General features: G+C 56.2%; 16 protein-coding genes. 5 read left to right on the top strand and 11 right to left on the bottom strand.

Annotated elements, in window-relative coordinates; translation table 11 throughout:
• Positions 1-120 precede the first annotated feature (120 nt).
• Complete coding sequence (gene ade, locus ATO67_RS04260) at positions 121-1830, top strand: adenine deaminase (protein WP_067645594.1); 1710 nt, start codon at positions 121-123, stop codon at positions 1828-1830.
• Positions 1831-1926: 96 nt separating this feature from the next.
• Positions 1927-2877: an HD-GYP domain-containing protein gene (locus tag ATO67_RS04255; protein WP_158667341.1), complete on the top strand. Its 951-nt coding sequence runs from the start codon at positions 1927-1929 to the stop codon at positions 2875-2877.
• A gap of 31 nt (positions 2878-2908) precedes the next feature.
• Here the strand turns inward: ATO67_RS04255 and bglA are convergent, their stop codons facing one another.
• Positions 2909-4576, bottom strand: coding sequence for a beta-galactosidase BglA (gene bglA, locus ATO67_RS04250; protein WP_067644837.1), 1668 nt, complete (start codon positions 4574-4576; stop codon positions 2909-2911).
• 161 nt (positions 4577-4737) lie between these two features.
• Between bglA and ATO67_RS04245 the strand changes: the two genes are divergently transcribed.
• Together ATO67_RS04245 and ATO67_RS04240 are read left to right on the top strand one after the other, a co-directional pair.
• Positions 4738-5655 carry a sugar kinase gene (locus ATO67_RS04245; RefSeq protein ID WP_067644834.1) on the top strand — a complete coding sequence of 306 codons (918 nt, stop codon included), beginning with the start codon at positions 4738-4740 and terminating at the stop codon, positions 5653-5655.
• 99 nt (positions 5656-5754) lie between these two features.
• Positions 5755-6843, top strand: coding sequence for a bifunctional monoglucosyl/glucuronosyl diacylglycerol synthase (locus ATO67_RS04240; RefSeq protein ID WP_082760151.1), 1089 nt, complete (start codon positions 5755-5757; stop codon positions 6841-6843).
• Between the two features lie 140 nt (positions 6844-6983).
• On the opposite strand, the gene ATO67_RS04235 is transcribed toward ATO67_RS04240, so the two are convergent.
• The 4 genes from ATO67_RS04235 to ATO67_RS04220 all read right to left on the bottom strand — a co-directional run bounded on the left by ATO67_RS04235 (position 6984) and on the right by ATO67_RS04220 (position 10679).
• On the bottom strand, positions 6984-7592 hold the full coding sequence (locus ATO67_RS04235) for a DUF2026 family protein (protein ID WP_067644831.1): 609 nt from the start codon (positions 7590-7592) through the stop codon (positions 6984-6986).
• 209 nt (positions 7593-7801) lie between these two features.
• The gene (gene der, locus ATO67_RS04230; protein ID WP_067644828.1) at positions 7802-9235 is read right to left on the bottom strand and encodes a ribosome biogenesis GTPase Der; all 1434 of its coding nucleotides are present in this window, start codon (positions 9233-9235) and stop codon (positions 7802-7804) included.
• 33 nt (positions 9236-9268) lie between these two features.
• Positions 9269-9940, bottom strand: a complete 672-nt coding sequence (locus ATO67_RS04225) for a tetratricopeptide repeat protein (RefSeq protein ID WP_067644825.1) — start codon at positions 9938-9940, stop codon at positions 9269-9271.
• A 154-nt stretch (positions 9941-10094) separates the two neighbouring features.
• Positions 10095-10679 carry an NnrU family protein gene (locus tag ATO67_RS04220; RefSeq protein ID WP_067645592.1) on the bottom strand — a complete coding sequence of 195 codons (585 nt, stop codon included), beginning with the start codon at positions 10677-10679 and terminating at the stop codon, positions 10095-10097.
• 216 nt (positions 10680-10895) lie between these two features.
• Between ATO67_RS04220 and ATO67_RS04215 the strand changes: the two genes are divergently transcribed.
• Positions 10896-11879, top strand: coding sequence for a polysaccharide deacetylase family protein (locus ATO67_RS04215; RefSeq protein ID WP_067644822.1), 984 nt, complete (start codon positions 10896-10898; stop codon positions 11877-11879).
• A gap of 53 nt (positions 11880-11932) precedes the next feature.
• On the opposite strand, the gene sbmA is transcribed toward ATO67_RS04215, so the two are convergent.
• The 6 genes from sbmA to glpK form a co-directional block, all read right to left on the bottom strand.
• The gene (sbmA, locus tag ATO67_RS04210) at positions 11933-13204 is read right to left on the bottom strand and encodes a peptide antibiotic transporter SbmA (protein WP_067644819.1); all 1272 of its coding nucleotides are present in this window, start codon (positions 13202-13204) and stop codon (positions 11933-11935) included.
• 144 nt (positions 13205-13348) lie between these two features.
• Positions 13349-14536, bottom strand: a complete 1188-nt coding sequence (locus tag ATO67_RS04205) for an MFS transporter (protein WP_067644816.1) — start codon at positions 14534-14536, stop codon at positions 13349-13351.
• A 75-nt stretch (positions 14537-14611) separates the two neighbouring features.
• Positions 14612-15364, bottom strand: coding sequence for a type I methionyl aminopeptidase (map, locus tag ATO67_RS04200; protein WP_067644813.1), 753 nt, complete (start codon positions 15362-15364; stop codon positions 14612-14614).
• Between the two features lie 18 nt (positions 15365-15382).
• Positions 15383-16444, bottom strand: a complete 1062-nt coding sequence (locus ATO67_RS04195; RefSeq protein ID WP_067645590.1) for an LLM class flavin-dependent oxidoreductase — start codon at positions 16442-16444, stop codon at positions 15383-15385.
• 165 nt (positions 16445-16609) lie between these two features.
• Positions 16610-17077, bottom strand: a complete 468-nt coding sequence (locus tag ATO67_RS04190; RefSeq protein WP_067644810.1) for an SRPBCC family protein — start codon at positions 17075-17077, stop codon at positions 16610-16612.
• A 63-nt stretch (positions 17078-17140) separates the two neighbouring features.
• Complete coding sequence (gene glpK / locus ATO67_RS04185) at positions 17141-18640, bottom strand: glycerol kinase GlpK (protein WP_067644807.1); 1500 nt, start codon at positions 18638-18640, stop codon at positions 17141-17143.
• Positions 18641-18656 lie beyond the last annotated feature (16 nt).

Below are 18656 nucleotides of genomic sequence, written 5' to 3'. Positions count from 1 at the left end.
GGAGTTGAAACCATACGACCGGGCGCGACCTTCGCGCCCGGTTTTGTTTTACGTGCTGGACAAGCGCTCCGCTCGTCTGGCTTACTCAGTTTCAACGGCAGAATCGAAATGAGGTACAACGTGGCTTCGACACTCGAACGCAAGATCGATCAGGGAACAGGTCGCGAGAAGGCCGACATCGTGCTGAGAGGCGGACGCTTCTTCGATCTAGTCACGGGCGAACTCGTTGTCTCCGACATCGCGATCTGCGGCGACACCATCATCGGTACATGCGAGGGCTATGAGGGTGTCGAGGTCATCGATATCACTGGCAAGATAGTCGTGCCCGGCTTTATCGACACGCATCTGCACATCGAATCGTCTCTGGTCACGCCGCATGAATTCGATCGCTGCGTCCTTCCCTACGGTGTCACGACGGCGATCTGCGATCCGCATGAAATTGCCAATGTGCTGGGCGTCGAAGGCATCCAGTTCTTTCTCGATTCCTCGCTGGAAACCATCATGGACATCCGGGTCCAGCTTTCCTCCTGCGTTCCCGCAACGCATCTCGAAACATCCGGGGCCGATCTGCCGATTGAAAAGCTGCTACCGTTTCGCGGCCACTCAAAAGTCATCGGCCTTGCCGAGTTCATGAATTTCCCGGGCGTCATCCACAAAGACCCGATCTGCATGGCCAAGCTCGAAGCCTTTCAGGGCCAGCATATCGATGGTCACGCGCCGCTGCTATTGGGTACTTCCCTAAACGGCTACCTGTCCGCTGGTATCCGTACAGAACACGAATGCACGACAGCCGAGGAAGCGCTGGAGAAAATCCGCAAGGGCATGCACATTCTGGTGCGGGAAGGCTCCGTTTCCAAGGATTTGCACGCGCTGATGCCAATCATCACCGAACGCCTTTCTCCTTATCTGGCGCTATGCACGGATGATCGCAATCCGCTCGACATCGCCGAGCAGGGTCATCTGGACTACATGATCCGCACAGCAATTGGGGCAGGTATCGAACCACTGGCCATTTACCGTGCCGCTTCGATTTCGGCAGCCAAAGCCTTCGGATTGCGCGATCGCGGACTGGTTGCTCCCGGCTGGCGCGCCGATCTTGTTGTCATCGACACGTTGCAGAACTGCAAGGCCAGCATGGTGTTTTCCGCGGGACGCAGAGTGACGAAGGAGCTTTTCGCCACCCGCAAACCCATCGCGCCGGTGGGTCTCGATAGCGTCAAGGCACGCCCCGTTCTGGCATCGCATTTCGGCGTTCCAGTCACAGAAGGCGAAACGCCCGTGATCGGCGTCATGCCCGGTAAGATCATCACCGAACACCGCCGCTACAAACTTCCATCGGATGGCAACCAGACAAGCGTCGATCTGGACAACGACATCATCAAGGTTGCAGTCATCGAGCGCCACGGCAAAAACGGCAACCATGCCAACGGTTTCGTGCAGGGCTTCGGCCTGAAGAAAGGCGCGATCGCCTCGACTGTCGGGCATGACAGCCACAATATCTGTGTCGTCGGCGTCAGCGAGGACGACATGGCACAGGCCGCAAATCGCCTTGGTGTTATCAAGGGCGGGTTCGTTGTCGTGGAAGACGGCAAGATCACGGGTGAAATTGCCCTGCCCGTTGCAGGTCTAATGAGCCTTGAGCCCTATGAAATCGTACGCGACACGCTGCACAAACTGCGCAAGGCCGCCTACGCGCTCGGCACGACACTGGAAGAACCTTTCCTCCAAGTGGCCTTCCTGCCCCTGCCTGTCATTCCACATCTCAAGATTTCAGACATGGGCATGGTGGATGTCGACCGGTTTGCACTCATAACATCAAGTCAAGCTTAGCAAACAGGGAAGTATATTTAGAATACTCATATTAAATTAAGACAGTTGCGTTAGATAACAAGTTCCGAGGATGGAGCATAGCGATCGAGGCAATCTGTGACTGTAACGAAGATCGACAAAACACAACTTAAAGTCGGCATGTTCGTTGAAGCTATAGAGGGTACGTGGCACAATTCATCAACCTTGGGAAGACGTTTTACGATCCGTTCGGGCCACGAGATCGATATTATCCTCAACAGCAATATCAGCGGTGTCTTCATCAACACGGCACTGGGACGAAATACATCGGGATCGTCTCTACCTTCGGGTGCGAAAAATATCGCAAACGCGACCAAGCAGGATCGATTCGAAACGGCAACGAAAATTCAGGGGCACGCTGCTGAAACCAAATCGTTGATCGTCGATATTTTCGAGGGCAGAGCCGTCACTGTCGAGGCCTTCACGCCGCTGATTGATGACGTTGCGCGAACGATGGAAGAAAACCCGTCGCTTTATATCGGCATGTCACGCCTGCGATCTCGCGATAACGCCACATTCGTCCATTCACTTTCTGTCGCAGCGTTGCTTCTTCATTTCAGCAGATCCTTACAGATGGACGAAGAGACCGTTCAGCATTTGTGCGTGGCTGGACTACTGCACGACATCGGCAAGCTTTCCATCCCGAAGCAGGTTCTGCAAAAGCAGGGACCACTGAACGCAGCAGAACGCAGTATCGTTGAACAACACCCCGGCCTCGGTTACGAACTGCTGTCGACAAACCTGAACATGCCAACACTGGTACTCCAGATCTGCCGCTCCCACCACGAGCGACTGGATGGCAAAGGATATCCCGACAGGCTGCAAGCCGACGCCATCAGCAAGGAAGTGCGCATGAGCACCATTTGCGACGTCTTCGACGCTTTGACCTCCGCCCGCTCATACAAAAAGGGCTGGTCATCGCAACAGGCGCTCAGCTGGATGATGTGCCGCGAAGAGCAGTTCGACAAAGGCCTCATGTGGCAATTCGTCCTCAGCCTCGACCCTGAGATGACGAAGGGTATTTTGTAAAAGCGCGCTACCGAAACAGCACGCTCAAGAGCTAGGCAATCCGGCAGCAAAACACGTCAAGCCCATCCAGCTTCACCGTGCCTGCGTCAAACAACGGCTGAAAACCAGGCATGGACAGGACTTCGCTGATCCTCAGATCAGCAGGAATCAAATAATCCATCGGCTCCCGCGTCAGGTTGAAGACGAACAGCAGACGTTCGTCACCCTTGTTGCGCGTAAACGCCAGCAAATCCTGCTGCGTATCCAGAAACACCATATCGCCATCGCGCAGCGCGTCGTGGTTCCTGCGGAATGCCAAAACCGCCTTATAATGGTTCAGCACCGAGTCCGGCTTGCGTTCCTGTCCGTCTGCCGCCAGCATGGCGTGGGCGTATGGCACTGGCAGCCATGGTTTTTCGGCAGTGGTGAAACCCGCATTGGGATGTCCGGTTTCCCACACCATCGGTGTGCGGCATCCATCGCGGCCCTTGAAGGCAGGCCAGAAGCGAATGCCATAGGGATCACGCAGATCTTCGAACGCTAGCTCCGCTTCCGTCAGCGCCAGTTCCTCGCCCTGATACAGGCAGATGGAGCCGCGCAGCGTGGCGAGCACGCTGCAGGCCAGTTTGGCAACGCGTGTCTGTTCTTCACTGTTTTCAGCAAAGCGGCTGAGATGACGGATGACATCATGGTTGGAAAAAGCCCAGCAGACCCAACCATCCGTCACTGCTTTTTGAAAACCACTGACCGCACTGCGGATATGGTTCGCGGAAAATTCTCCACCCAGAAGATCGAACGTATAGCACATGTTCAGCTTGTCGCCGTCAGCGGTGTATGACGCCACTGTCTTCAACGAGCGAGCGCCATCGCCGACTTCACCCACCGTCATACGGCCCTGGTACTCATCGAGAAGCGCCCGAAAACGCTTGAGAAATGCAATATTTTCGACCTGAGTCTTGTCGTGGATGTGGCTCTGCATGCCGTAAGGATTGACGTCCGGTGCATCGAGACCGGCGTCATCGCTGTCTGGTTCGTGCGGCGGGTTATCGCGCAGCAGCTTGTCATGGAAATAATAGTTGACTGTATCCAGACGAAAACCGTCGACGCCTCGCTCCAGCCAGAACCGAACGGTCTCCAGCAATGCATCCTGAACCTCGACATTGTGAAAATTCAGGTCCGGCTGCGAGCCGAGGAAATTGTGCATGTAATATTGCTTGCGGACGCCGTCCCATTCCCAGGCCGGACCACCGAACACCGACAGCCAGTTGGTGGGCGCTGTGCCGTCCGGCTTCGGGTCTGCCCAGACATACCAGTCGGCTTTGGGGTTCGTGCGGCTAGCGCGACTGTCCTTGAACCATGGATGCTGGTCGGAAGTATGAGAGATGACCTGATCGATGACGATTTTCAGTCCCAACCGGTGCGCTTCGGCAATCAGCGTATCGAAATCCGCCAAGGTTCCGAACATCGGATCGACATTGCAGTAATCCGAGACATCATAGCCCATATCCGCCATGGGAGACGTGAAAAAGGGCGAGAGCCAGATGGCATCGACGCCGAGGGACGAGATATAGGGCAGGTGTTTGGTAATGCCCGGAAGATCTCCATAACCATCACCGGTCGTATCCTGAAAAGACCGTGGATAGACCTGATAGATTACCGCCCCCCTCCACCAGTCTGCATGTTCTGCGCCATCAGGGGTGGAGGCATTCGGGTCTGACATAGGCAATCTCCAGTGAATTTGTGCAGAGCATATAAAGCCCACTTCAATTCGTAAACGGCAATCGCGTTCCATTCGTCTGCCATCTCACTCATATGATGACTTGCACTTGCCAGCTTCTATCAGGCGTCGTAAGCGAAAGGTCACATACGGGAGGCATTGGAATGGGTGGACGGTTTCTTTCTATCGGTGAATGCATGGTGGAACTCTCGCAGGCAGGAGACGGTCTGCTGCGCAAGGGATTTGCCGGCGATACGCTCAACACCGCATGGTATGCCCGCGCCTGCCTGCCCGCCGACTGGACCGTCGACTACTTTACCGCACTGGGCGATGATCCGCTCTCCGAGGAAATGCGCAGTTTCATTCAGGCAGCAGGTATCGAAACCGGCAACATCTCACGCATCAAAGGTGGCACGCCGGGGCTCTACCTGATCAACCTGAAAGATGGCGAGCGCACCTTCAGCTATTGGCGCAGCACATCCGCTGCCCGCCAGCTTGCGACCGACGCGGACCACCTGCGCGGCACGATAGAAGCCGCCGATCTCATCTATTTTTCCGGCATAACACTTGCCATCCTCGCAACACCCATGGCCGTCGATACATTCCTGTCAGAGTTGCGCCGCGCCAAGGCAGCGGGCAAACATGTGGTGTTCGATCCAAACATTCGCCCGCGCCTATGGGCCGACAAGCACACCATGCTGAGCATCATCACCGATGGCGCCCGAGCCGCGACCACTGTCATGCCGAGTTTCGATGACGAGACGGGCAGTTTTGGAGATGCCGATATCGAAGCGACGATAAAGCGCTATCGCGGGTTGGGCGTCGCCAATATCGTTGTCAAGGACGGCGAAAAGGGCGCGACGCTCGATTTCGCCGGACAACGCAGCCATGCACCCGCCGTCAAAGCAGCATCAGTGGTGGATACCACCAGCGCGGGGGATAGCTTCAATGGTGCATTCCTATCGAAACTGATCACCGGTAGCACACCTGCTGACGCCGCCACGTTCGCCGCCAAAGCTGCGGCAACCGTCATCGGCCACCACGGCGCACTCATCGATCCCGGCCTGCTACCCCGCAGTTGAATAATCGGCTGACATGATGCTGTAACACGCCTGTCGCATACACGCGAAGACCCGGCACATATCGGGATTCGCAAATGCGCGAGCGGAGGTCGGCACGTCATGACCAAAATAACCATTGTTACAGATGCATGGCATCCGCAGGTCAACGGCGTGGTGCGCTCGATAGAGAACACCAATGCCGAACTGGAACGCATGGGCGTCGAAGTCTGCATGGTCACGCCGCAAAGCTTCCACTCCATCCCCTGCCCGACCTATCCTGAAATTCGACTATCCGTAGCCGGTTATCGCCGCGTTTCCAAAGAGATCGAGAAAAGCCAGCCATCCTACGTGCATATCGCCACCGAGGGACCACTGGGCTTCATGGCGCGGCGCTGGTGCATAAAGCACGGCATGCGCTTTTCTACGAGCTACCACACCCGCTTCCCGGAATATGTCGCGGCGCGTTTTCCAGTTCCCGAAAGCTGGCTTTATGCTTTCGTGCGGTGGTTCCACAACGGTGGCAGCGCCTGCATGGTGGCAACGCCGAGCCTCGAGACAGAACTGGATGCGCGCGGGGTCAAGAACCTCAAGCGCTGGAGCCGTGGCATCGACGCCGCTTTGTTTCACCCGCGAGAAAAGCTGGCACGCCCCTTCGACTTGCCTCGCCCTATCTTCATGACAGTCGGTCGCGTCTCGGTGGAAAAGAACCTGCCTGAGTTTCTTGACCTCCACCTACCCGGCTCAAAAGTCGTGATCGGCGATGGACCGGCCCGCGCCGAGCTTCAGGAAAAATATCCCGATGTGCACTTCACGGGCATCAAGACCGGTGAAGAGCTGGCCGATGCCTATGCGCAAGCCGATGTGTTCGTCTTTCCATCCAAGACCGACACTTTCGGCAATACGATACTGGAAGCGCTGGCAAGTGGCGTGCCCGTGGCGGCATTTCCCGTGACCGGACCTATCGATATTCTCGGTGCCCACCCCAAGGCTGGCGCGTTGAACGCGGACTTGCGGACTGCCTGTATGGATGCACTTGAATGCTCTCAGGAGGCGGCGTTAGCGCTATCCAAAACCTATTCCTGGGAAAAGGCTTCGCGGCAGTTTCTGGACAACGTCACATCCGCTGCCAGCAGTGGCCTAACCGAGTTCGGCTCCCGGAAGGGCAGCCGCGGTGGAAATATCATGAAATTCGACGCTTTTTCCAGATAGGCATGTGGACGAATGCGGGCAACACTGTCACAAGACGCGTCGGGACGCGACCGCCGCTATCTTTAGAGCGGGGTCGGGCTGCTGATTGACGTCAGGCGGCTGCCGCGGGTTCACGCTGGCCGTCCTTATTCATCCCCAAATTACCAGCTTCCGACCAGCGAATTACCCGACAACGGGATCGTTGTGGATTGTCCCTTATCGTCGCTGACCGAAATCAACGATTGTATCTGCTTCGGAGACTTGCGGAACCAGCCCACCGCGATCGTTGCCAAGTCGCCAATCATTGCCTGTTTGCGCCAATCGGCAAAACGCCGCGCCGACGCCTCCGGTTCGGACTTGTAGAAAAAATCGCCGGATTTCGCGAGATCATTGATGGATGGTGCCATGGATGACAGCGGTTTTTGAAACATCTTCGACGGCACGGCGAGATCACGCGCCGCCTGCGTGAACGTAGGTGCCATGAAGTCAATGGCCCACCCATCCGCCTCCACCCAGCAATGAAAATTCTCACCAGCCCCGGTCACATGGCCATCGTCGCGATGATCCGCAAACAGGATGCGTTTGCCATCAAAATTATAGGCAGCCAACCCACCCTTGGGCTTTGCCTTGACCTTGTAATGATGCTCCAGAATGAAGGCACCGAAGGTGCTGAAATACATGCTGGCGGTGGCTGGATCAGCATTTTCATTGATCAGCAGGCTGTTGATGACCCGGTAGATGCGGTGATAATCGGTCTGCTTGATCAGCATGGGTTTTACCTGAGAATTAACAGTTCAATGCGACATCAATCGAAAAATGGGTGCAACTCTCCCAATTTATCGATGAAGCTCGACAACTCCTCGGCCGTCATCCTCGGGCTTGACCCGAGGATCTAACGAGCCACAACGTCCAACGCAATGGACCCACGGGTCAAGCCCGAGGGTTATGAAAGGTCACTTCATCGAATCAGAAACCGCAATCACCGCTTCTTCTTCGCCTTGCTCTCGAACGGATTGTCCGAACCACGATAATGGACGCGGATCGGCACGCCGGGCATGTCGAAGTCCTTGCGCAGATTGTTGACGAGATAGCGCGTATAGGATTCGGGAATGGCTTCCGGACGTGTGCAGGAAACCATGAAGGCCGGTGGGCGGGCCTTGACCTGCGTCATGTATTTCAACCGCAGGCGGCGACCGGATACTGCCGGTGGTGGGTGTTGGGTAACCTGCGCGTCCAGCCATTTGTTGAGCTTGGCTGTGGAGATGCGTCGGTTCCAGATCTTGTCGGTGTCCACAATGCTCTGCATCAGCCGGTCGAGGCCGTAGCCAGACTGGCCGGACATCGGCACTGCGCGAATGCCACGCGCCTGCGGCAGCAGACGCTCGGTCTTTTCGCGCAGGTCTGCCAGAAACGCTTGCGGGTCTTCCACAAGGTCCCACTTGTTGAAGGCGAGCACGGCGGCGCGCCCTTCACGGATCACCAGATCAACGAGCTGCAAATCCTGCTTTTCGAAGGGAATGGTGGAATCGAACACGATCACGACGGTTTCGGCAAAGCGGATGGAGCGCAGCGAATCCGCCACCGAAAGCTTTTCCAGCTTCTCGATCACGCGCGCCTTGCGGCGCATACCTGCCGTATCGAACATCTTGATGGTACGGCCGCGCCAGTCCCACTCGACTGAAATACTGTCGCGGGTAATGCCCGCTTCAGGTCCGGTCAGAAGGCGCTCTTCTCCGAGATAGCGGTTGATGAGTGTGGATTTGCCAGCGTTCGGACGACCGATGATTGCCACGCGAAGCGGCTTGGTTTCGTCGTAAACCGGCTCTTCTTCTTCGTCATCGTCCTCACCATCTTCGCCACGGGGTATGATGACATCCGTTTCCGCCTCGTCAAAATCATCCTTCGGAAACGCAACTTCTTCACCGATGGCCGCAACGATAGCGTCGCGCAGGTCGATCATGCCCTGGCCGTGTTCTGCCGAAATGGGGCAAGGCTCACCGAGACCCAGAGTATAGGCATCGTAAAAGCCGCCGTCTGAACCGCGCGCTTCGGACTTGTTGGCAACCAGCACCACCGGCTTGCCACCACGGCGCAGCATTTCCGCCAGCGTCTTGTCGGCAGGCGTCAGGCCGAACTTGGCGTCCACCACAAACAGCGTAAGATCGGCCTCGTCTATGGCCTCTTCCGTCTGCGCCCACATGCGACCTTGAAGCGTTTCCGGACCGGATTGCTCCAGACCGGCGGTGTCGATGATGGTGAAGCGCAAATCGATGAGCTTCGCATCACCGGGACGGCGGTCGCGGGTCACGCCCGGCGTATCGTCAACGAGCGCCAGTTTCTTACCGACAAGGCGGTTGAACAGCGTAGACTTGCCGACGTTGGGACGCCCTACGATGGCGACGGTGAAACTCATGGGGAAACCCTAACTTGAAACTACGGCGCGAACTTACGCTGCCTTGCCGGATGCGGCAATATTGTCGAGCATGATCTGCGCGCGGCTGGTGACGTTGCGCGGAGCCTGTGCATCAGAAATAATCTGCTGGAACCATTGCTTTGCCTTGACGAAATCGCCTGCCTTGTAAGCGGAAAGACCAAGCGCCTCACGTGCGGAGTTGCGCATCGCCTGCCCCTCGCTCGACAGCACTTCCGCCTGGGCGGAAACCTGTTCGTATGTGCCGGTATCAACCAGCAGCCATGCGGCGCGCACCTTGGCCGTATCGCGGAAAACCTGCGGTGCGGATGTATCGTTGCCGATGGCGGTGAAGGCTGCGATTGCGGCGGCTGCATCGCCCTTCTGGGCCAGAAGCGTGGCGGAGCGGAACTTGGCCAGCACCGGGTAGGAGCCATGACCGGCCGTTTCCAGATCGGCAAGCGCCTTCAGCGCCTCATCATTCTTGCCTTCAGCAGCAAGCTTCAGCGCGCCCGCGAACTGATCTCCGGAAGCCGATGCGCGGTTGCTGTTCCAGTATTCATAGATGCCGGCACCAGCCGCACCAAAAACAACCAGCACCGCAGCAATGATGACGACAATTCCGTACCGTCCCCAGAAATTGCTCATCTGCTCCGAGCGGATCTGCTCGTTCACTTCGCGGATGAAGGTATCATTCTCGTTCGCCATCGAATTCTCCATTACCCGCACCGGAACCGTCACCGTTCACCCGGTCTGCGGACATGCCAAAGCCCTTTGCCGAGGCCAGCAAAAAGGCCAACCACGGTCATTGGTCGGCCTTCTAGCCTATTTTCCCTTATATGTAAGGGGAAAACTCAATTTCTTACATTGCGAGTGGCTGAACGCCGATCAACCATTCGTGCAGCTTCCAGATGAAAGCGGCCCACAATGCAATGCCCAGCACCACGGCAACGATGTCGTAGCGTGCCGACACGAAAGGACGTGTGACGACCTCGCCCGCCCTCGCACGGCGCTTCAATGAAATGCGCATCACCACACCCCACGCCAGAACGGAAACGAAAAGCAGCACAGAAGATGTCTCGCCATTGGCGAGAAGATGGGCCAGCGCCCAGATTTTGACGGCCAGAACAAGCGGGTGTTTGGTTTTAGTGGCGATGTGGCCAGCAGGCAAAATGCTGGTCACGAGACAGATCATCGAAAACACCATGAGCGTCAGGGCGATGTGGCTTGTCCAGATGGGTGGCGAGTAAAGGACGCCCGTAACCTGTCGTGCCTGGTCAAAGGCATAGGCGACAAAGGCGACCTCAACGATGGAAAAGAGGGAATAGATGCCCTTCCACGCCCCCTCGCCCATGCGCGAGATCATGCCGTTGCGAAACGCTGGTGCAACGATCTGAAGCGAATGGGTACCGAGAAGTAAGACAAGAGAGAGAATAAGCAGTAGCATGAATGGCCCCTTGAACGTGCGGCGCGAAGTGTGAAGCAGTGTGAGGATATGCTTAAAACAACCACGCCAAAGCGCCAGCATTAATCTGCGATCGCTTCTCGCTTTAGACACGTGTCTACGGATTGATAAGAGCGATCAGTCCGAAATCGCCAGAGAAATCAAAGCTTCGCCTTATTGCGGCGTCAAGAAGCAACACCTTTTGAAAATGTGGTCATAATGTTGCGTGCTCTAACTCTTCTCACCTTATCTCTTACCTTCGCGTCGCCCATATGCGCGCAGACGTCGGAAAAGCCAAAACAGCTGGTCATAGTTTCCTTCGATGGCGCGGGCGACAATTCGCTGTGGGAGAGAAGCCGCGCAACGGCGAAAGAGGTTGGTGCGCATTTCACCTATTTTCTCGCCTGCACACTGGTGATGGATCGCAAGACCAGTGCCAAGAGCTATCAGGGACCGGGCAAGAAAGCCGGACGCTCCAATGTCGGCTTTGGCCAATCCGTGGAGGAAGTTGAGGCGCGTTTGCAAAACATCTGGGCAGCGAAACAGGAAGGCCACGAAATTGCCAACCACACCTGCGGCCATTTCGATGGTGGTGACTGGAACGAAGAGCAATGGGATACGGAATTTACCAACTTTACCAGCACGATGGAAAACGCCTGGCAGATGATCGGCAAGAAGGACGAGGAACCACAAGGTTGGCGTGACCTCGTCAAGGGTATCAACGGCTTTCGCGCACCCTATCTCTCGCAGAGCGATGCACTGACGGCGGCGCAGAAAAAACATGGCTTCATCTATGATGCAACCAGCATCACCAAGGGTCCGGCATGGCCGGTCCAGAAAGACGGCATCGAACATTTCGGCCTGCCGCTGATTCCCGAGGGCCCAAGCAACCGGCCCATTATCGCCATGGACTACAATCTCTTCGTGCGCCATTCCATGGCCATCGAAAACAGAGAGAGATCAGCCGAATTCGAAGAGCGCGCCTATCAAGCCTTCCGCGCCGCCTTCGACAAACAATATGACGGCGAGCGCATTCCGCTGCAGCTCGGCTTTCACTTCGTCAAGATGAATGGCGGCGCCTATTGGAACGCCTTCGAGCGGTTGTTGCGTGACGTGTGCAAACGCGAAGATGTCGCTTGCGTGAGTTACGCGCAGGCAATGCCGATGATCGAGGCAAGGCGAATGCAGAGGCCCGGGGGATAATGGGCGTCTGGTTCTGAAATAAAAAAAGGTGGCACATGGCCACCCTTTTTGTTTCACGTCGGCTTGTTGGCTGCCAACTCACCATCTTCAGCTTCCCGCTTCAAATAGCGCTGGTCGATCTCCGGTAGGGGCTTATCGTCAATCGCGGCTTCGAAGGCCTTCAAGCGTTTGTGGATGGAAAGCAGTTCGATGATCGTGGTCCATGAATTGACCAGATACTGGAACGAATTGCTGACCTGACCGAACGCAGTGGCGATCTGCTGGTAGATGCCGTAGGTGATTTTACCTGCAACAATGGTTGGAACAAGCATTAGAAGCAAAAATACTGCATCTGCCTGGATGTAGAAATAGCGCGCTACGTTAAAGTAGAGATAGTGCCAGTACATGCGGAAATAATTCTTCCGGACATTTCCGAACAGTTCTTTTACCGTCACTGGATCTGCGCGCTCCGCATGGTCTTCTCCGTAGACCAGCTCCTTACGATAAGCCGCTTCAACACGTTGATTTCGGAAATTCAAACCTGGCAGTTTGATGCCGACCGTTGCCAGCAAAATCGTACCGAAGGCTGACCAGAGGATCGCAAGCCAGAAAAGAGCATGCGGTACTTCGCCGATAATTGGCAGTTCCGACACATAGCTCGATAGCGCAAACAGGATCGGGAGAAAGACGACAAGCGTCATCACAGAATTGATGAGCGTGATACCAAGCCCTTCAACCGTTGCAGAAAACCGCATCGTGTCTTCTTGCACGCGCTGAGACGCGCCTTCAATATGGCGGAGCTTGTCCCATTTGGACATGTAGAAATTGTTCATCGCTGTGCGCCAACGAAAAACATAGTGGCTGGTAAAGAAATCCGTCAGGATCGATACTGCCATGCTGAAGAACACAAGCTTAGCAAAAACGATCTGCAAACTGTAGAAATCCCAAGCAGTTATCCCTGGCTGCTTAGAGAGTGCATTCTGGAGCAGGTCACCAAAAGGTCGCCTGAAATTGTTGATGACCACACTGACCTGAACGCCGAAATAGGTCACTGCGATGATTAGTAGCGACCCCCAAATGGACCAGTATTTCCACGGATGCTCCCGCGCAGCGACGGTCCAAAACGCACCGAATAAGCCAAGGCAAATAGTAAGATACGCGTAGAAATACAAATTTGCAGGAACGATGAAATAGCTGAGGTCGTACGGTTCCTGCTCAGGCATCGCGTATCCAAGCGAATCGCCAAGTGCCTGAAACACGAAATACCAGCCGAAAATGGCAACAAACGCCCAAAGAACGGCAGACGTGAAAAACAGGTTTGGTTTTGGGAAGAAGGAATGAAACACGTTACAAACTCTCGCGAGTTGGGGTCAGCCATTATTGGCGAAGCAGTTTGGGGGGAAACTAGGCCAGAAATTTGTGCACAGCAATGAGACAAACGCTAACTTACCAAGATGTAAGACAGGGCGCTGCATTAACCCTCAGGTATTTTATGAAGGCGACCGTATCAACATCGGTATCATCAGGGAAATACTGCACACGAGAACGATCACTGCGAGAATAGTCGGCGCCGTAAAGCTTCCGGTCATCTGCGCTACCCAGCCTGCGACAAGTGGCCCGATAATCTGCCCCGTGCCGAAAGCAGCGGTCATGAAGGCGAAGGCGCGGCGTGGGCTTTCTGCAGAAAATTCACGCCCCAACTGAAGGCCGTAAGCAGTGATGACCATAAATGTCAGACCGAGAAACAGGCCACCCACGAGGACGCCGAAAACCGGCGGCAGCGTAACCGACGCCAGCACCCCGACGGCCTCAACGCCAAGCGCAATAACGAAAGCGTGCTTCAATCCCACGGCGCGCAACACGGGCTTCCAGACAAAAAGCGAAACAGCAGCGGCGCAACCAGTAACGAACCATGCCAGAAACTCTACCATCGCTCCAGCCGCAGCCATGCGCGCAATCGTCACGATGAATGTGGCCGTGATAACGTAGCCAAAACCAAAAAGGCCATAAGCGAGTGTCACCAATGCCAGTGGCATGTGCCAGCGGATGGGCGGCTCGGCCCTCGTCTCAGCAAAGCGAGGCGGGCCATCAGGCAAAATCCGCCACACGAATGCCAAGGAAAGCAGGGTAAAGACGCCGCCTGCGATCCACTCCTCGCGCCAAGAGACAGAACCGGCATCGAACACCACACCAATCAAAAACACCAGAAGGGAGGAGATGGCGATACCCGTACCGACACCGCCAAAATGCAGCGCCTGTATATAGTCCTTCCCGGCTTTGGCGGCGTGACCGATGACAATCTGCGACGTGAAGATCATTGTCAGAGCGCTTGCCACGCCTGAAAGAAACCGGATGACCGTGAACGCTTCCAAGGAGCTGACGGCTGCCATTGCAAACAACAGAAGCGCCGTTGCGAACAACCCGGAGAGTGCGACAAGACGCTCTCGCCCCGTTCCCCAGGAATAAGCGGCAAGAACAGCACCGGTCAGATAACCGGAAAAATTCCCCGCAGCGATGATGCCCGCCTGCCCCGCCGAAAGCGGGATATCCGCCATCATGCCTGGCAGGATCGGAGTAAACGAGAAGCGGCCGAAGCCCATGGCGGACGCCATCGCGAGTGTGCCGCAAAAACCGAGCGCGAGCGCCCGACCTGCGGGCATATTGTCATTGGATGTCATGTGCCGCTTATTCCAGCGTCGCTTGTGCGCGACAACCAACTTATTTTGATCGCAGCGATTACAAGACGTTATGCATCAGTCAACAAGCGTCAGGATCAGCGGGCCGTTTTTGGTGGAAACGACGGTGTGCTCGAACTGTACCGTGGGTGCACTAGGGTCGCTGTAGAGAGTCCATGGATCATCGTCGCCATCTTCTGCCCAATAGGCTCCCATGGACAGGAAGGGCTCGACAGTGAACACCATGCCCTCGGTCATAATGCGGGTTTCATCCTTATCCGGCCATGTGGCGAGTTCGGTCGGCTCCTCATGCAGGGAGCGGCCAATGCCGTGGCTGGCGAGGTTTGTTATGAGCGTATAGCGGTTCTTCTTGGCAAATGCGCCAATGGCATTGCCGATATCTGCCAGCGGACGACCGGCCTTGATCTGTTGCAGGCCGGTCCACATGGCCCGCTTGCCATCACGGCACAGACGCTCAATCTCTTTCTTGACCGGCGGAACGGCAAAGGAGGAGCCGGTATCGCCGAAAAAGCCATCCTTTACCGCAGAAACATCGATATTGACGAGATCGCCCGCCTTGATGATACGAGGGCCAGGAATGCCATGCGCCACCTCTTCATTGACGCTGATGCAGGTGGCACCCGGAAACTGGTAGCAGAACGCCGGCGCAGATTGCGCGCCGTTATCCTCCAGCACCTTGCGACCAATGGTATCCATCTCCAGCGTCGTCATGCCCGGCTCCATCCTGTCGGCCATGGTCTGCATCGCCAGTCCGCAGATGCGACCAATGTCTTTCAGCTTCGCCAGTTCTTCTTCGGTGGAGATAACCATTGTAGTTCCGTCGTTTTTTCAGGCCGTGGCTTTCGCGCTATCGGCGCGGCCAGTCAATTCTTTTCTGACGATTGGGGCGACTTTGGTGCCATAAAGCTCGATGCCGCGCATGATCTGATCGTGCGGCATAGGGCCAATTGCCATCTGCAACAGGAAGCGGTCGTTCTTGAACACGCCATGTGCCTTTATGATCTTTTCAGCCACCAACTCCGGATCTCCCAGAAACAGATTGCCCTCGGGGCCACGGGCCACATCATATTGGGCACGGTTGGTCGGTCCCCAGCCACGTTCACGACCGATACGGTTCATGACTTCAGCCTGCGGACCGTAAAACTGGTCAGCGGCTTTGTCGGTCGTGTCGGCAATGAAGCCATGCACATTTATACTGGTTTTCTGCTTCGTAATATCCTGACCGCCACGCCGAGCCGCCTCGCGGTAGAGATCGAACAATGGTGCATAGCGTTTATATTCACCGCCGATGATCGCCAGTGCGACCGGAAGACCCATTGCCCCTGCCCGCGCAACAGATTGCGGTGTGCCGCCAACGGCAATCCACACCGGGAGATGCTCCTGCAAGGGTCGTGGATAGACACCGCGCCCATTGATGGGCGGATGCTTGGTACCGGACCATGTGACAATTTCCTTTTCACGAAGGGCCAGCAGCAGGTCCAGCTTTTCGCTGAAAAGCTCGTCATAATCCTCCAGCGCATAACCGAACAACGGGTAGGATTCGATAAACGAGCCACGACCGGCCATGATTTCGGCACGACCATTGGACAACAGATCGACTGTTGCAAATTGCTGGAACACGCGAATGGGATCATCGGAACTCAACACCGAAACCGCGCTCGTCAGCCGGATGTTTTTTGTTTTGACGGCGGCGGCGGCAAGCACCGTGGACGGCGAGGAAACGGCATAATCCGGGCGGTGATGTTCGCCAAGTCCGAAAACATCCAGACCCACCTGATCGGCAAGCTCTATTTCTTCCAACAGGTCTTTCAGCCGGCGCGCACCTTCCGGTCCTTTACCGTTTGGTGCATTCGGATCGACATCCGCGAACGTATAGAGACCCAATTCCATGCCTAATCCCTCAATGATGTTCGTTGAGAGATAGGGATACAGCAGGACGGAGGCAAATCCAAAATCTGGAAGTAACCCTTCGATAAAATCGATGGACCGCGAGCGCGGAAAAGAATCGGAAACCAACCGCTTGGCAAAACTATTGGATCCGGTTCCTCAAGCCCCTTAAAGACGCTGTAACAGCGCCTCCATCTGCTCAGCTGCCGCATTCCACCCTTCTTCGAAGCCCATTTCCTCGTGGGTCTGTTTATCTTCGGCAGTCCAGTGCAGCGCCCGCGCCACATATTTCGTGGCGCCGTTTCCAGCGTCTTCGAACGTGACATAACCGGTCATGAAGGGACGTCCTCCCGGAATCCAACCCTCCCGGAACGCATCGGTGAAGACCAGGCGACGGTTGGGGACGACGTCGAGAAACACGCCGAGGTTTTCGTATATTTCGCCCGTCGGCGCATGCATTGTGGTATTGAAAGCACCGCCCGGCCGCAGGTCTATGACAGCCTGCGACGTTTGATACGGCAACGGCGCCCACCACTGGATAAGCAACTCGGGTTCGACCCATGCCTGAAACACCCTTTCAGGAGTCGCGTTGATAATACGGCTCAGCGACAATTCATGCTCTGCGATGTCTGGCATTTGCTGTCCCTCTCCCCTTGAACAGCGGCCATAATATCGCATTTCAGACTTTACTATAACTGCTTATTTTGGGCTGTTGCTCAAGGTGCGGGTAACGGCGTTTCTCCAGCCTTTGATCTTGCGCTCTCGCATCTCGCCGTCCATTTTCGGCTCGAAGCGACTGTCGCGGGACCATGCGTCGGAAAATGCTTTCATATCCGGCCATACACCTGCCTTGCTGCCCGCAAGCCAGGCCGCACCCAGCGCGGTTGTTTCCAGAATGACGGGTCGATCCACCGGCGCGTCGATAAGGTCGGACAGACGCTGCATCGTCCAGTCGGAGGCAACCATGCCGCCATCGACACGCAAGACAGTGTCGCCATTGGCGTTCTTCCAGTCCTTATGCATGGCGTCCAGCAAATCGGCGGTCTGGTAGCAGACGGCCTCCAGCGCCGCGCGGGCAAACTCGGCTGGCCCCGTGCCGCGCGTCAGACCGAACATCGCGCCACGCGCTTCCGCATCCCACCAGGGTGCGCCGAGGCCGACGAAGGCCGGCACCAGATAGACCTCCTGCGTGGCGTCCGCCTTATCCGCCAAAGCACCCGCTTCCGACGCTGCACCGATCATCTTCAGCCCGTCACGAAGCCACTGAACGGCAGCTCCCGCCACGAAGATCGATCCTTCCAGCGCATAAGTCGTCTTGCCGTCGAGGCGGTAGGCAATCGTCGTCAACAGCCGGTTTTTGGAGCGCACCATGTCTTCACCGGTGTTGAGAAGCGCAAAACAGCCGGTGCCATAGGTGGATTTCAACATGCCGGGCGCAAAGCAGGCCTGCCCGATAACGGCCGCGTGCTGATCACCAGCGACACCGAGAATAGGAATAGGTGCGCCGAACAGTTCCTCATCGGCAACGCCGAATTCCGCCGCGCAATCCAGAACTTCAGGCAGAATCGACGACGGAACGTCGAGAATGTCGAGTAGCTGCTTGTCCCACACATTCTTTTCGATGTTGAACATCAGCGTCCGCGATGCATTCGTGGCATCGGTCACAAAGGACTTCCCACCCGTCAGCCGCCAGATGAGGAAGGTATCGACGGTGCCGAAGCAAAGCTCACCCTTTTCGGCCCGTTTGCGTGCGCCTTTGATCTTGGAAAGCAGCCAGGACAGCTTTGTGCCGGAGAAATAAGGATCGAGCAGCAGGCCGGTCTTCTTGACGAAGGTCTTTTCGTGGCCTTCCTTTTTCAGCTTTTCGCAGAGTTTGGCGGTACGCCGATCCTGCCAGACAATGGCATTGTGCAGCGGTTTGCCGGTTTCCCGATCCCACAGCAGCGTCGTTTCGCGCTGGTTGGTAATGCCGATGGCAGCGATGTCGGATGCTTTAAGCTTGGCTTTTTCGAGAGCTTGGCGGATGGACCAGACGACGCTTTCCCATATTTCCTCCGGATCGTGCTCCACCCAGCCGGAATCGGGAAATATCTGCCGGAACTCCTTTTGTGCCGTCCCTGCCACCTGCATCGAACCATCAAAAACAATGGCGCGTGTCGATGTCGTGCCTTGGTCGATGGCGAGAATATAACCGCCCATACATGCCTCCCGGATA

The organism is Agrobacterium bohemicum (assembly GCF_001562555.1).
Lineage (GTDB): Bacteria > Pseudomonadota > Alphaproteobacteria > Rhizobiales > Rhizobiaceae > Agrobacterium > Agrobacterium bohemicum.
The sequence above is the reverse complement of the archived record's forward strand: the minus strand, read 5'-3'. Positions and strand labels throughout refer to the sequence as shown.

Coding starts and splice junctions, on each gene's coding strand:
- ATO67_RS04225 (WP_067644825.1), bottom strand. CDS start 9,940: ATGGCGAACGAGAATGATACCTTCATCCGCGAAGTGAACGAGCAGATC.
- ATO67_RS04240 (WP_082760151.1), top strand. CDS start 5,755: ATGACCAAAATAACCATTGTTACAGATGCATGGCATCCGCAGGTCAAC.
- ATO67_RS04215 (WP_067644822.1), top strand. CDS start 10,896: ATGTTGCGTGCTCTAACTCTTCTCACCTTATCTCTTACCTTCGCGTCG.
- ATO67_RS04235 (WP_067644831.1), bottom strand. CDS start 7,592: ATGCTGATCAAGCAGACCGATTATCACCGCATCTACCGGGTCATCAAC.
- glpK (WP_067644807.1), bottom strand. CDS start 18,640: ATGGGCGGTTATATTCTCGCCATCGACCAAGGCACGACATCGACACGC.
- der (WP_067644828.1), bottom strand. CDS start 9,235: ATGAGTTTCACCGTCGCCATCGTAGGGCGTCCCAACGTCGGCAAGTCT.
- ATO67_RS04220 (WP_067645592.1), bottom strand. CDS start 10,679: ATGCTACTGCTTATTCTCTCTCTTGTCTTACTTCTCGGTACCCATTCG.
- map (WP_067644813.1), bottom strand. CDS start 15,364: ATGGTTATCTCCACCGAAGAAGAACTGGCGAAGCTGAAAGACATTGGT.
- ATO67_RS04205 (WP_067644816.1), bottom strand. CDS start 14,536: ATGACATCCAATGACAATATGCCCGCAGGTCGGGCGCTCGCGCTCGGT.
- bglA (WP_067644837.1), bottom strand. CDS start 4,576: ATGTCAGACCCGAATGCCTCCACCCCTGATGGCGCAGAACATGCAGAC.
- ATO67_RS04195 (WP_067645590.1), bottom strand. CDS start 16,444: ATGGAATTGGGTCTCTATACGTTCGCGGATGTCGATCCGAATGCACCA.
- ATO67_RS04190 (WP_067644810.1), bottom strand. CDS start 17,077: ATGCCAGACATCGCAGAGCATGAATTGTCGCTGAGCCGTATTATCAAC.
- ATO67_RS04245 (WP_067644834.1), top strand. CDS start 4,738: ATGGGTGGACGGTTTCTTTCTATCGGTGAATGCATGGTGGAACTCTCG.